Raw genomic sequence first — 13,096 nt, forward strand, 5'->3', positions numbered from 1 at the left:
GCATGATGGCCTGATGGCTGACCATGCCGGCTGGTTTTATGCGCGCAGGCTTCGCGTCCGGGGCTTTCGCGACGTTTAACGGTGTTCAACCAAGGGGATAATCATGCTGAAGAAATTCGCACTTGCCGTTTCGCTGGCCGCCTTTGCGGCCGGCGCGGCCCACGCCGCAGACGTCGTCGTTTCATCGAAGATCGACACGGAAGGCACGCTGCTCGGCAACGTCATCGCACTCGCGCTGGAAGCCAACGGCATCAAGACGCAGGACCGCATCGCACTTGGCGCAACCCCGGTCGTGCGCAAGGCGATCACCGCGGGTGAAATCGACATCTATCCGGAATATACCGGCAATGCCGGTTTCTTCTTCAACAAGGCCGATGATGCCGCCTGGAAAAACCTCGACCAGGGTTACCAGCTGGCGAAGAAGCTGGACTATGACGCCAACAAGATCGTCTGGCTGACGCCCTCGCCCGCCAACAATACCTGGGCGCTTGCCGTCCGCAGTGACGTTGCCGGCCCGAATAACCTCAAGACCTTGTCCGACTTCGGCAAGTGGGTCTCCGGTGGCGGTGCTGCCAAGCTTGCGGCTTCCGCCGAATTCGTGAACTCCGCCGGCGCCCTGCCTGCCTTCCAGACCACCTATGGCTTCACACTGAAGCCGGATCAGGAAGTCGTGCTTTCGGGCGGTGACACGGCTGCAACGATCAAGGCTGCGGCCGACCAGACCAACGGCGTCAATACCGCCATGGTCTATGGTACTGACGGTGCAATTCAGGCTGCCGAACTCGTCGTTCTCGAAGACGACAAGAGCGTGCAGCAGGTCTATGCACCGACCCCGATCATCCGCGAGGCCGTGCTGCAGGCAAACCCGAAGATCCAGGAAATCCTTACTCCGATCTTCCAGAGCCTGACGGCAGACGAACTGCGCAAGCTCAACGCCAAGATCCAGGTCGATGGCGAGCCGGCGAAGTCCGTTGCCGAAGCCTATCTGAAGGAAAAAGGTTTCCTGAAGTAATCGCCTGCTGCCCAATTCCTTAAATCGGAGCCGATTTAAGGATAAAAATAGGCAGCAGTTTAAAGTGCTACAGCGTCCTTTGCGCGTCTGAAAAGACGCGCGGCGCTGTAGTGCCCCGTCCGGTATCCGGGCGGGGCACTTTCCGGACAGGGTAGGATCGATGGAAGAAACCTTAGCGGTCCGCAAGCTGGACCGGCTCGGCGTGGTACTCGTGGCAGGCGGCATTGCAGCAACGGCCCTTCTGCCTTTCATCTATGTGAAGGCGAACCGTATCGCCGCCGGCAAGCCGATGCTGCTGACGCAGCTTCTTCCCCAGCCTTCCGTCGTCATCCTGATGGTCCTCCTTGTTGCCACTGCCTTGGCGACGCTTTTCCTGCGCAACGCTTTCATTCGCCTGGCGCTTGGCACGCTCTGCCTTGCCGCACTGATTGTTGCAATCGGCCTTGTGGCGACGGCTGCAACGCCACAAGGCAGCACCGTGGCGCGCATGACGCCCGGCGGCAGCTTCTGGGTGCTCCTCGGCGTCATCGGCCTCATCATCTCCGACGCGCTGGTGAAGATAAAGCTGACACCGTGGATGCGTGTTGCAGCACTGGCCGCTTACACAGCCTTGCTCGCGATATTTCTCTCGTCCGGCCTGCTCGACAGCCTTTCGATCCTGAGGGAGTTTTCGACCCGGGCAAACCAGTTCTGGAGCGAGGCGGTCTCCCACCTGATGCTGGCATTCGGCTCGCTCGCCATTGCCATCGTTCTCGGGCTGCCGCTCGGCATCCTCTGCTTCTGGGTGCCGAAGCTGCGCGCCATCGTGCTGCGGACACTGAGCCTCATCCAGACCATTCCGAGCCTGGCACTCTTCGGCCTCCTGATGCTGCCGCTCGGCTATCTCGCTGCAAACGTGCCACTTGCGGCCGATATCGGCATTCGCGGCATCGGCACCGCGCCGGCGCTGATTGCGCTCGTGCTCTATTCGCTGCTGCCGATCGTCGCCAACACGGTCGTCGGCCTCGAAGGTGTCGATCCGTCGGTGCGTGATGCTGCCGCCGGCATGGGACTGACACGCCGGCAGATTCTCACCGGCATAGACCTGCCGCTCGCCTTTCCCGTCATCCTCACCGGCATCCGCATCGTGCTGGTGCAGGCGATCGGCATGGTAACGATCGCCGCGCTGATCGGCGGCGGCGGCTTCGGCATCTTCATCTTCCAGGGGCTTGGCCAGACGGCCATGGACCTCGTCCTGCTCGGCGCCGTGCCGACCGTTTTCTTCGCCTTCTCCTCGGCCGTCATCCTCGATGCGGTCATCGAAAGCATTCAGGGGCCAGCCGCATGAGCAAGATCGAGATCAGAAACGTCACCAAGCGCTACGGCTCGGCAACCGTCGTCGACAATGTCTCCATGAGTGTCGAGAAGGGTTCGATCACCGTCATCGTCGGCACATCGGGCTCCGGCAAGTCGACGCTGATGCGAATGATCAACCGGCTGGTGCCGATCACCGAGGGTCAGATCTTCGTCGGCGACCATGATATCATGGACGTGTCAGCGACCGAGCTTCGCCGCAAGATCGGCTATGCCATCCAGGGCCACGGCCTCTTTCCGCACCGGACGGTGGCGCAGAACATTGCAACCGTGCCGGAGCTTCTCGGCTGGGATACGGCCCGCATCGGCAGCCGCGTGACGGAACTGCTCGGCCTCTTCAATCTCGACCCGGCGATCTTTGCCGAGAAATATCCGCACCAGCTGTCCGGTGGCCAGCAGCAGCGCGTCGGCGTCGCCCGGGCGCTGGCGGCCGAACCGGAGCTCCTATTGATGGACGAGCCCTTCGGCGCGCTCGACCCCGTTATCCGCGGCAAGGCGCAGGACGATCTGCTGGCAATCCAGAAGCAGTTCGGCACCACGGTCGTCCTTGTCACGCATGACATGGACGAGGCCTTTCATCTCGGCAATCAGATCGCCGTCATGAGCGGCGGCAAGCTGCTGCAATGCTCGACGCCGGAGAAGATCCTGACGGAACCGGCCGATCCCTTCGTGCAGCAATTGACCGGCACATCCGACCGGGCGCTGAAGCTGATGTCGCTGACGCCGTTGAAAGACAGTATGCAGCCGGCCAAGCCGGGCCTGCCCTATTCGCTGGCGCAATCTCTGAGTCTTCGCGATGCGCTGGCAGAAATGATCTGGCAGGGTGTCGACGAGGCCGCCGTGCAGGATGCGAACAAGGCGCCCGTCGGTTCTATCTCGATGGGTCGGTTGCTCGAACTGGGCCGCAAGGCATGAAGGTTCTCGTCGCCAACCTGTTTCGCGCGCTGGCACTGGTGCTGCTGCTCATCCTGATCTTCAGGACCGAGTGGCTCTCCTTCATGCTGGTGCCGCTGACCAACAACAATGCGCCGCCGGTCTACATGCAGAACAGCCTCGCTTCGCTGGCGCTCGGGCACCTGGAACTGGTTTTCATTTCGATTATCGGCAGCGCGGTGCTTGCCGTGCTTGGCGGCATTTTTGTCACCCGCCCGAGCGGCGCCGACTTCCTGCCACTGTCGCGCGCCATCGCCAATGCCGGCCAGACCTTTCCACCCGTGGCGGTGCTGGCGCTTGCCGTTCCTGCCACCGGTTTTGGTGCTGCGCCGACGCTGATTGCGCTCTTTCTCTACGGACTGCTGCCGATTTTCGAAAATACGGTCGCAGGCCTCAAGCAGGTGTCGCCGCAGGTGCTGGATGCTGCCGACGGGATGGGCATGAACGGGACGCAGCGTCTCTTCAAGGTTGAGCTGCCGCTGGCATTGCCGCTGATCCTCGAAGGGCTGAAGGTCGCAACCGTCATCAATATCGGCACGGCGACGATCGGCTCGACGGTTGCGGCAAAGGGTCTCGGCGAGGTCATCATTGCCGGCCTGATCTCCGACAACACCGCCTTCATCCTGCAGGGCGGCCTGATCGTCGGCCTGATGGCGGTTCTGATCTATGATGTCGTTGGCATGCTCGAAGGCGTCATCACGCGCAGAATGGGCGCGCGTCCGGCTTGAGAGGACGGCTACCAAGGCTGCCGGAGATATCAGCGATTGGGAGACCGCCTTGGCCAAGATGATCCATTCCATGATCCGCGTTCTGGACGAGGCGCGTTCGGTCGATTTTTACAGCAAGGTCTTCGGGCTCGCGGTTGCCGACCGTGTCGATTTCGAGACCTTCACGCTGATCTATATGAGCAATGAAGAGACCGGCTTCGAGCTGGAGCTGACGGTCAACAAGGGTCGCACGGCGCCCTATAATCTCGGCGATGCCTATGGCCATCTCGCTGTTTCCGTTCAGGAAGTGCAAATCGAACACAAGCGGCTGACGGATCTCGGCCTCAACCCCGGCAAGCTCGTGGAACTCAACCGCGACGGCAAGCTGTTCGGTCTTTTCTTCTTCATCACCGACCCAGACGGCTACAAGATCGAAGTGCTGCAGCGCTACGGCCGTTTTCAATAAACATAAGAGGCTGAAATGATTGGGAGGAGAGACCTTCATAACGGCTGGACGCTTTCCTGTAACGATACAGGAAGAACCAGTCTGCCGGCATCCATTCCAGCTGATGTGCCCGGATGCGTGCATCTCGACCTGCTCGCAAACCGGCTAATCCCCGATCCCTATCTCGATATCAACGAGATCACCAATGACTGGATCGGCAAGACGGAATGGGTCTACCGGCTCGACTTCGACGCCGAGCCTGATGCGGGCCAAGTGCAGGAATTCGTCTTCGACGGCGTCGATACGATTGCGACGGTCCGCCTGAACGGCGAAGAGATCGGCCGCACCTTCAACATGCACCGCACCTACCGCTTCGACGTTTCGTCGCTGCTGCGGGAAGATACAAACGAGCTCAGCATCACCTTTCATTCCGCCTATGCCTATGGCGCGGAGATGGAGAAGCATTACGGCTATCGCCCGAACAACTATCCGGGACCGGGCAACCTGATGCGCAAGATGGCCTGCAATTTCGGCTGGGACTGGGGGCCGACGCTTGTGACAGCCGGACTCTGGAAGCCTGTGCGGCTGGAGAGCTGGGATCGGGCGCGGCTTGCCGATATCAGGGTTTCCGCCGCCCTTGCCGGTGGCGATGGGCTCGTCAAGGTGCATGCGCGGCTGGCAAGGCAAGGCGAGGCAGTGCCGACGACGCTTGTTGCAGAAATCGGTGGCGTCACGCAGACCGTTGCGATCGACGCCGATACGAACGAAGTGTCCTTCGAGGTTTGCGTGCCCTCACCGCAGCTCTGGTGGCCACATCATCTCGGCGCGCAGCCACTCTACCCGCTGGAAATCCGGCTGGAGGATGCCAGCGGCAACTTACTCGACCTTTATTCGAAGCGGATCGGCTTCCGTTCGCTGCGGCTCGACACCGCGCCGGACGCACATGGCTCCGCCTTTACCTTCGTCATCAACGACGTGCCGATCTTTGCCTGCGGCGCCAACTGGATACCGGACGATTGTTTCCCTTCGCGCGTGACGGCGGAACGCTATGCGGCGCGGATCGATGAGGCGAAGGCTGCTAATATCAATCTGCTGCGTGTGTGGGGCGGCGGCGTCTTCGAGCGGGACGAATTCTACGAGGCCTGCGACCGGGCCGGCATGCTTGTGTGGCAGGATTTCCTTTTTGCCTGCGCCTCCTATCCGGAGGAAGAGCCGCTGCGGAGCGAAATCATCGCCGAGGTGCGGGACAATGTGATGCGGCTGATGCCGCATGCCTCCCTCATTATCTGGAACGGCAATAACGAGAATATCTGGGGTTTTGACGAGTGGGGCTGGCGGCCGATCATCAAGGACGGCGTCAGCTGGGGGCTCGGCTACTATCTCGATGTCCTGCCAAAGCTCTGTGCCGAACTCGATCCCGACCGGCCCTATTATCCCGGCAGTCCCTATTCGGGCTCCATGGAGATCGAGCCGAATGACGACCGGCACGGCTGCAAGCATATATGGGACGTGTGGAACGACGTCGGTTACGAAGTCTATCGTAACTACATTCCGCGCTTCTGCTCCGAATTCGGCTGGCAGGCGCCGCCGGCATGGGCGACGCTGCAGGAGAGCGTGCATGACGAACCGCTGACGCCGGAATCGCGTGGCGTCTTCCATCATCAGAAGGCGACGCAGGGCAATGACAAGCTCATCAAGGGCCTTGCCGGACACCTGCCCGTGCCGCAGACGATGGATGACTGGCATTTTGCGACCCAACTCAATCAGGCACGCGCCATCCGCTTCGCAGTCGAGCACATGCGCTCGCATCGCGACATCTGCAAGGGCGCGGTCGTCTGGCAGTTCAATGATTGCTGGCCGGTCACCTCCTGGGCAGCGCTCGATTCTGCCGGCCGGCGCAAGCCGCTCTGGTATGCGATGCAACAGGCGTTCCATCCCCGCCTGCTGACGATCCAGCCGCGTGGCGAGGGCCTTTCCGCGGTCGCGGTTAATGAGCAGACACTGTTCTGGCGCTCGAAGATCAGCGGCAAGCGCATGCGGCTTGATGGTACGGTGCTGGCGGAATTTGAATTCTGGCGGCTGCTCTGCGACCGGTTCGAAGCGAAGGAATTTCCGTTGCCGCAGGATATCGCGACTTCAGGCGCGGCGGATGAAGAAGTCATCGTCGTGCAGATGCTGGACAAGCGCGCCTTCCACTATTTCGTCGAGGATATCGAGCTGAAGCTTCCGGTGCCAGACGTCAACATATCGCTGGCAAGATCGGACGATGGCTGGGATGTCACGGTGAGTGCAAAGAGCTTCCTGAAGGATCTTTGCCTGATGGCGGATCGGCTCGATCCTGCGGCGGTCGTGGATTCCATGCTGGTGACGTTGCTGCCGGGTGAAAGCCATGTCTTCCGTGTGACGACCGACAAGTCCCTGTCGGCCGAAGATATCGTGGTTGGCACAGTGCTTCGCACTGCCAATGATCTCGTCAATAAAAACTGAAAGGCCCCGCTCTCGCGGGGCCTCTACCGGCTCGTCCTCGCGGACGACGTTACATCCAGTAGGGCGGCACGCCATAATAATCATACACGCGGCGGCCATTATCGTTGTACCAGGTGTCATCGTCATCCGCGTAGCTCGGCGCGCCTTCGATCTGCTCCTTGGTGAGATCGATGCGGTAACCGTCCAGCTGGGTATCGTAGGTCAGCTTTTCCCACGGCAGCGGATAGTGATCACTGCCGATGCCGAGGAAGCCGCCGAAACTCAGAACAGCGTAAGCAACGCGGCCGTCCTGCTTCCCGAGGATGAGGCGTTCGATGGAACCGATGTGTTTGCCATCGGCGCCATAGACGCGGGTGCCTTCAACGCGGTCGCTAGCGATCAGCGTCGGCGTATCCTTCACATTCGGGTCGCGTCGGGTGGCGTCAGTATCCTGATTCAGCATTGTGCACCTCCTTGTCGTTTCCTCGTGGTTCTTCCACATCGAGAAAACGTGCCCTATGCCTCAAAGTTCCCTGCCGCATGCCGTTCATATGCGACACTCGCGATATTGACGTTTACGTTAAGGTTATTGTAGCCTCAATCCGCTTGAACCGCTCAAGCAATGGCATAAGCTGCCTTGACGGAGGATGGAGGATCTTCCGATCGACCGGTGTCATCCGGTTTCGGCGGCCGAATGGGAGAGAGACACAATGAACAGTATTTCCGTCCACCCTGGTGGTGCGAAACCGGAAAAACCATGGCTTGCCACCTATCCGGACATCGTTCCGGCCGAAATTCCCCCACTGGAATTCTCATCGCTTCCGGATCTCCTGGAAAAGAACTGTGCCCGTTTTGCCAACCGCAAAGCCTTTTCCAGCATGGGCAAGACGATGACCTATCGCGAGCTCGAGGTGCAAACCCGCAAGGTGGCTGGCTGGCTGCAAAGTGTAGGCCTGCAGAAGGGCGACCGTGTCGCCGTGATGATGCCGAACGTGCTGCAGAACCCCGTCGCGGTCTACGGCATCCTGCGCGCCGGGCTCGTCGTCGTGAACGTCAACCCGCTCTATACGCCGCGCGAGCTCGAGCACCAGCTCAACGATTCCGGCGCCAAGGCGATCTTCGTTCTGGAGAACTTCGCCCGCACCGTCGAGCAGGTCATCAACAAGACGGACCTGCGCCATGTCGTCGTCACCTCTCTCGGCGAAATGCTCGGCCTCAAGGGGCATATCGTCAATTTCGTCGTCCGCCGGGTGAAGAAGCTCGTTCCCTCCTGGTCCATTCCGCAACATAAAAGTTTCAGGCAGGTGCTATCGGCGGGGGCGGACAGAACGCTTGCGCCTGTCGCGCTCACCGGCAGCGACATTGCCTTCCTGCAATATACGGGTGGAACGACAGGTATTGCCAAGGGTGCGATGCTGACGCATCAGAACCTGCTTGCCAACAAGATGCAGCTGCAGCTCTGGCTAAAATCCGCCTTCGACAAAAAGAAGCAGCCTGAAGTCCTGAACTTCCTCTGCGCGCTGCCGCTCTATCACATCTTCGCCCTGACGGTGAATTCGCTGATGGGCATGTCGCTCGGCGCCCATAATGTGCTGATTGCCAATCCGCGCGACATTCCAGGGCTGGTGAAGGAATTCCAGAAGTCTGATATCCATATCTTCCCCGGCCTCAACACGCTCTTCAACGCGCTGCTCAACAATGCCGACTTCGCCAAGCTCGATTTCTCCTCTCTCGTCATGTCGCTCGGCGGCGGCATGGCCGTGCAGCGGCCGGTGGCCGAGCGCTGGCTGAAGGTGACGGGCTCGCATGTCACCGAGGGCTACGGCCTCTCCGAGACGTCACCCGTTGCGACCGCCAATCGCTTCGATTCACCCGAATTCACCGGCTCGATCGGCCTTCCCATTCCCTCGACGGAACTCGACATCAGAGATGAGGACGGCAATTCCCTGCCGCTTGGCGAGATCGGCGAGATCTGCATTCGCGGCCCGCAGGTCATGGCCGGATATTGGAACAAGCCGGAGGAGACAGCCCGGGTGATGACGCCGGACGGCTATTTCCGCACTGGCGACATGGGGTTCATGGACGAGCGCGGCTATACCAAGATCGTCGACCGCAAGAAGGACATGATCCTCGTCTCCGGCTTCAACGTCTATCCGAACGAGATCGAGGAAGTGGCCGCCATGCATGCCGGTATCCTGGAGGCGGCGGCGATCGGCGTGCCGGACGGGCATTCCGGCGAGGCGGTGAAGCTCTTCGTCGTGCGCAAGGACCCTGGTCTGACCGAAGCCGATGTGAAGGCCCATTGCGCGGCCAATCTCACCAATTACAAACGACCGCGCTTCATCGAATTCCGCACCGAGTTGCCGAAGAGCCCTGTCGGCAAGATCCTGCGCAAGGACCTGCGCGGCTGAATTTGACGGTCTCATGAAATTGAGGGCCATCCGCTTGTCGCGGGTGGCTTTTTTCATATTTCGTCAGATGGCTGAACTTGATTTGACTGCGGGAAAGAGAATAGTTTCCGCAACCCTCTCCGCCTCCAAAGGAGTCTCCCATGAATGCCATCGTCGAACAATTGAAGAGCACCGCGGCTGCCACCAAGGCCACCGATCTTCGCGCCGCCTTCGCTGATGATCCGAAGCGCTTCTCGCGCTTTTCCGTATCGCTTGACGACCTGCTGATGGATTTTTCCAAGACGGCCGTGAACGACGAGATCCTGAAGCTTCTGGTGAAGCTCGCCGAAGAAGGCGGCGTCGAGAAGAAGCGCGAGGAGATGTTCTCCGGCAAGGCGATCAACTTCACGGAAGACCGCGCCGTTCTGCACACGGCGCTCCGCAACCGTTCCAACACGCCTGTCCTGGTCGATGGCAAGGACGTCATGCCTGACGTCAACGCCGTGCTTGCCGCCATGGCCAAGTTTGCCGATGGTGTACGTTCGGGCGCGCTGAAGGGGGCGACCGGCAAGAAGATCACCGATGTCATCAATATCGGCATCGGCGGCTCGGATCTCGGCCCGGTCATGGCCACACTGGCGCTCGCGCCCTTCCATGACGGCCCGCGCGCCCATTTCGTCTCCAATATCGACGGCGCACACATTGCCGATATCCTGAAGCTGGTGCAGCCGGAAACGACGCTCTTCATCGTCGCTTCCAAGACCTTCACCACGGTCGAAACGATGACCAATGCGCAGACGGCGCGCAAGTTCATCGCCGGCGCGCTTGGCGAAGCTGCCGTTCAGCATCATTTTGCCGCCGTTTCAACGGCGCTCGAGAAGGTCGCGGCCTTCGGCATCGAAAGCGCGCGCGTCTTCGGCTTCTGGGACTGGGTCGGCGGCCGCTATTCGATCTGGTCGGCCATCGGCCTGCCGCTGATGATCGCTGTCGGCCCGGAGAATTTCGGCAAGTTCCTCGATGGCGCCCATGCCGTCGACAACCATTTCCGTAAGGCGCCGATTGCAGAAAACCTGCCTATGCTGCTCGGCCTCATCGGCTTCTACCACCGCAATGTTCTGGGTTACCCGACGCGCGCCGTGCTTCCCTACGATCAGCGCCTGTCGCGTTTCCCGGCCTATCTGCAGCAGCTCGACATGGAATCGAACGGCAAGGGCGTCACGATCGACGGCACGCCGGTCGAGGGCAATTCCGGCCCTGTTGTCTGGGGCGAACCCGGCACCAACGGCCAGCATGCTTTCTATCAGCTCATCCATCAGGGCACGAGCATCATCCCGGCCGAGTTCATGATCGCCGCCAACGGCTTCGAGCCGGAGCTGCGCCACCAGCACCAGCTTCTGATGTCGAACGTTCTTGCCCAGTCGGAAGCGCTGATGAAGGGCCGCACCTTCGAAGAAGCCAAGAAGCAGCTGACCGACAAGGGCATGGACGACAAGAAGGCCGATTTCATCGCCCCGCACCGCGTCTTCACCGGCAACCGCCCGTCGATCACCTTCGTCTACGACAAGCTGACGCCCTATGCGCTCGGCCGCCTGATCGCGCTCTACGAGCACCGCGTCTTCGTGGAAGGCGTGCTCTTCCGCATCAACTCCTTCGACCAGTGGGGCGTCGAACTCGGCAAGGAGCTGGCGACCGGCCTGCTGCCCGTCGTCGAAGGCAAGGAAAGTGCCGCCGGCCACGATTCCTCGACGCAGGGTCTTGTTGCCGCGTTGGCAAAGCTCGCCAAGTAATCCCGGCGATCAAGCTGTTATCGAAGCTCATCCGCGATGCGGGTGGGCTTTTTTGTTTGACCCTGTCGAATCCCAGGGCATGTCGTCGTCTATAGAAGGACCGCCGGAGGAGGAGCCCATGACCGCTGATGATGACGAACTGATGAACTTCGAGGCAAACGGCGCGCTGCCATTGCCCCTCACGAATGAGCAAGGCTTTGTCGAAAACGAAGGAGCGCGCATCTGGTATGCGAGCTACGGCGCAGGCCCGGCCGTCATCCTGCTGCATGGCGGGCTCGGCAATAGCGGCAATTGGGGTTATCAGGTTCCCGATCTTATCGCGGCTGGCCATCGGGTCGTGGTCATCGACAGCCGCGGACACGGCCGCAGCACACGCGACGACCGTGCCTATACCTATCACCTGATGGCCTCGGACGTGCTTGCCGTCATGGACCATGCCGGCATCGAAGAAGCGGCCTTCGTCGGCTGGAGCGACGGCGCCTGCACCGCGCTGATCCTCGCCGACCAGAACCCGGAGCGGGTCTGCGGCGTGTTCTTCTTTGCCTGCAACATGGACCCCAGCGGCACCAAGGAATTCAAGGCGACGCCGGTCATCGACCGCTGCTTCAGCCGCCACAGGACGGATTATCAGGCGCTATCGGCGACACCCGATCAATTCGAGGCTTTCGTCGCCGATGTCTCCAAGATGATGGCGACAGAGCCCAACTACTCGGCGGAGCAGCTGGCGGGCATCAAGGTGCTTGTCACCATCGTGCTCGGCGAACATGACGAGTTCATCAAGCCTGACCATGCCGATTACCTGGCAAGGACGATCCCGGATGCGAAATTCGTGCTGCTGCCCGGCGTCAGCCATTTCGCGCCACTGCAGCAGCAGGACCTCTTCAATCGCGAGGTCCGGGCCTTTCTTGATCGGATCGAATGAGTTTCAAGGGCGAATTTCGTGGGCCCGGGTCGGATTTGCACCGTCACCAGCAATTTCGGATAGGTTGACGCGCTTCAACCCTCGCCTTGGCGTAATCAGGTGTGGGAGCTTGATTGCCGAAGCCAGGCGGAAACTTGCCAGCAGCCGGATGAAATACCAGCCGAGATCCGGCTGGCCCGGCTCGATGCCGAGCCGGGCGGATTCCGGAAAGGCGTGATGGTTGCCGTGGAAACTCTCGCCAAAAGTCACCAGCCCGAAACGCGGCAGGTTATAGCCCTGCACGGCGACATCATCGACACTCCAGCCCTGATGGCCGTCGCGATGAGCGAAATGACCGACCAGCCAGTGTCCGGTCAGTGACACCGATATCCGCACAGCAATACCCCAGACCACCCACGGCAATCCGCCGAGCGTGAAGAGCACGAGCACCAGGGGAAGCTGCTGCGCCATCCATGTCGCCTCCAGGAAGCGATAGAAACGATCGCGCCGCTCCCGCTCCCAGAGGACGAAACGTGGCGGATGATCCAGCACCACCGTGCAATGCATCTGCCAGAAGGCGTCGATGAAGAAAGACCGCCGATGGGCAAAGAGGTCATGGCAATCTTGCTGCCGTTGCGCCCAATCGCGAATGTCGTGTGCGTAGATCATGCCGAAGGGGCCGGCCATGCCCACCAGCGTACCGAGATAGACGAGAAAGTGCTCGATCCAGATATGTGTGCTGAATGAGCGGTGGATCAGCAGCCGGTGCATGCCGACCGAATGACCAAGGCAGATCGTGATCGCAGTCAGGAGGACAAAGACGGCGAGTGCGCTCCAGGTGAAGGTGAATGGCCCGCCGACGATGGCTATCAAGGTCATGGCGGTAATCCAGATCGACTTTGCGGGCATCCAGACCACCCTGCCCTTCACTGGATCGCTGTTTTCATCGATCATGCGTCCGGTGGAAATACTGCTCATGGCAAACTCCTTCCCCTCAGGCGCATTCAGCACTTGAACATCGCCCGCCAGTTCATTAATTAAGGAATTACCTAATTACTTTGCATCGGCCGAGATAATTAAGCAATACATTAATTGCTTAATT

At 60.4% G+C, this 13,096-nt stretch carries 11 protein-coding genes; 9 read left to right on the forward strand and 2 right to left on the reverse strand.

Going from position 1 to position 13,096, the window contains the following annotated elements; all coding sequences use genetic code 11:
• The first annotated feature begins 103 nt into the window (after positions 1–103).
• From osmF to AC1DTN_RS01615, 6 genes are all read left to right on the forward strand, one after another.
• The gene (gene osmF / locus AC1DTN_RS01590) at positions 104–1,012 is read left to right on the forward strand and encodes a glycine betaine ABC transporter substrate-binding protein OsmF (RefSeq protein ID WP_439013998.1); all 909 of its coding nucleotides are present in this window, start codon (positions 104–106) and stop codon (positions 1,010–1,012) included.
• Positions 1,013–1,172: 160 nt separating this feature from the next.
• Positions 1,173–2,339, forward strand: coding sequence for an ABC transporter permease (locus tag AC1DTN_RS01595; RefSeq protein ID WP_439013997.1), 1,167 nt, complete (start codon positions 1,173–1,175; stop codon positions 2,337–2,339).
• Positions 2,336–3,280, forward strand: a complete 945-nt coding sequence (locus tag AC1DTN_RS01600; RefSeq protein WP_477919712.1) for an ABC transporter ATP-binding protein — start codon at positions 2,336–2,338, stop codon at positions 3,278–3,280. Before AC1DTN_RS01595 ends, AC1DTN_RS01600 begins: the two co-directional genes overlap by 4 nt.
• The gene (locus AC1DTN_RS01605; protein WP_477919713.1) at positions 3,277–4,026 is read left to right on the forward strand and encodes an ABC transporter permease; all 750 of its coding nucleotides are present in this window, start codon (positions 3,277–3,279) and stop codon (positions 4,024–4,026) included. The genes AC1DTN_RS01600 and AC1DTN_RS01605 overlap by 4 nt, the downstream gene beginning before the upstream one ends.
• Before the next feature lie 49 nt (positions 4,027–4,075).
• Positions 4,076–4,471, forward strand: coding sequence for a VOC family protein (locus AC1DTN_RS01610; protein ID WP_029868610.1), 396 nt, complete (start codon positions 4,076–4,078; stop codon positions 4,469–4,471).
• Positions 4,472–4,486: 15 nt separating this feature from the next.
• The gene (locus AC1DTN_RS01615; protein WP_477919715.1) at positions 4,487–6,937 is read left to right on the forward strand and encodes a glycoside hydrolase family 2 protein; all 2,451 of its coding nucleotides are present in this window, start codon (positions 4,487–4,489) and stop codon (positions 6,935–6,937) included.
• Positions 6,938–6,986: 49 nt separating this feature from the next.
• Here AC1DTN_RS01615 and AC1DTN_RS01620 read toward each other — a convergent pair whose 3' ends face one another.
• Entirely contained in the window at positions 6,987–7,379 is a 393-nt protein-coding gene (locus AC1DTN_RS01620; RefSeq protein WP_007821379.1) for a PRC-barrel domain-containing protein, read from the reverse strand.
• Between the two features lie 247 nt (positions 7,380–7,626).
• Here AC1DTN_RS01620 and AC1DTN_RS01625 point away from each other — a divergent pair, with 247 nt between their 5' ends.
• From AC1DTN_RS01625 to AC1DTN_RS01635, 3 genes are all read left to right on the forward strand, one after another.
• On the forward strand, positions 7,627–9,327 hold the full coding sequence (locus AC1DTN_RS01625; protein ID WP_477919716.1) for a long-chain-fatty-acid--CoA ligase: 1,701 nt from the start codon (positions 7,627–7,629) through the stop codon (positions 9,325–9,327).
• Between the two features lie 140 nt (positions 9,328–9,467).
• The gene (pgi, locus tag AC1DTN_RS01630) at positions 9,468–11,093 is read left to right on the forward strand and encodes a glucose-6-phosphate isomerase (RefSeq protein ID WP_477919717.1); all 1,626 of its coding nucleotides are present in this window, start codon (positions 9,468–9,470) and stop codon (positions 11,091–11,093) included.
• A gap of 118 nt (positions 11,094–11,211) precedes the next feature.
• On the forward strand, positions 11,212–12,015 hold the full coding sequence (locus AC1DTN_RS01635) for an alpha/beta fold hydrolase (RefSeq protein WP_477919718.1): 804 nt from the start codon (positions 11,212–11,214) through the stop codon (positions 12,013–12,015).
• 3 nt (positions 12,016–12,018) lie between these two features.
• On the opposite strand, the gene AC1DTN_RS01640 is transcribed toward AC1DTN_RS01635, so the two are convergent.
• Positions 12,019–12,972: an acyl-CoA desaturase gene (locus AC1DTN_RS01640; protein WP_477919719.1), complete on the reverse strand. Its 954-nt coding sequence runs from the start codon at positions 12,970–12,972 to the stop codon at positions 12,019–12,021.
• Positions 12,973–13,096 lie beyond the last annotated feature (124 nt).

This window comes from Rhizobium sp. 01T444, from assembly GCF_056398305.1.

What these genes read in the sequence shown, in the direction of transcription:
- osmF (WP_439013998.1), top strand. Translation starts at nt 104, where the DNA reads ATGCTGAAGAAATTCGCACTTGCCGTTTCGCTGGCCGCCTTTGCGGCC.
- AC1DTN_RS01595 (WP_439013997.1), top strand. Translation starts at nt 1,173, where the DNA reads ATGGAAGAAACCTTAGCGGTCCGCAAGCTGGACCGGCTCGGCGTGGTA.
- AC1DTN_RS01600 (WP_477919712.1), top strand. Translation starts at nt 2,336, where the DNA reads ATGAGCAAGATCGAGATCAGAAACGTCACCAAGCGCTACGGCTCGGCA.
- AC1DTN_RS01605 (WP_477919713.1), top strand. Translation starts at nt 3,277, where the DNA reads ATGAAGGTTCTCGTCGCCAACCTGTTTCGCGCGCTGGCACTGGTGCTG.
- AC1DTN_RS01615 (WP_477919715.1), top strand. Translation starts at nt 4,487, where the DNA reads ATGATTGGGAGGAGAGACCTTCATAACGGCTGGACGCTTTCCTGTAAC.
- AC1DTN_RS01620 (WP_007821379.1), bottom strand. Translation starts at nt 7,379, where the DNA reads ATGCTGAATCAGGATACTGACGCCACCCGACGCGACCCGAATGTGAAG.
- AC1DTN_RS01625 (WP_477919716.1), top strand. Translation starts at nt 7,627, where the DNA reads ATGAACAGTATTTCCGTCCACCCTGGTGGTGCGAAACCGGAAAAACCA.
- pgi (WP_477919717.1), top strand. Translation starts at nt 9,468, where the DNA reads ATGAATGCCATCGTCGAACAATTGAAGAGCACCGCGGCTGCCACCAAG.
- AC1DTN_RS01635 (WP_477919718.1), top strand. Translation starts at nt 11,212, where the DNA reads ATGACCGCTGATGATGACGAACTGATGAACTTCGAGGCAAACGGCGCG.
- AC1DTN_RS01640 (WP_477919719.1), bottom strand. Translation starts at nt 12,972, where the DNA reads ATGAGCAGTATTTCCACCGGACGCATGATCGATGAAAACAGCGATCCA.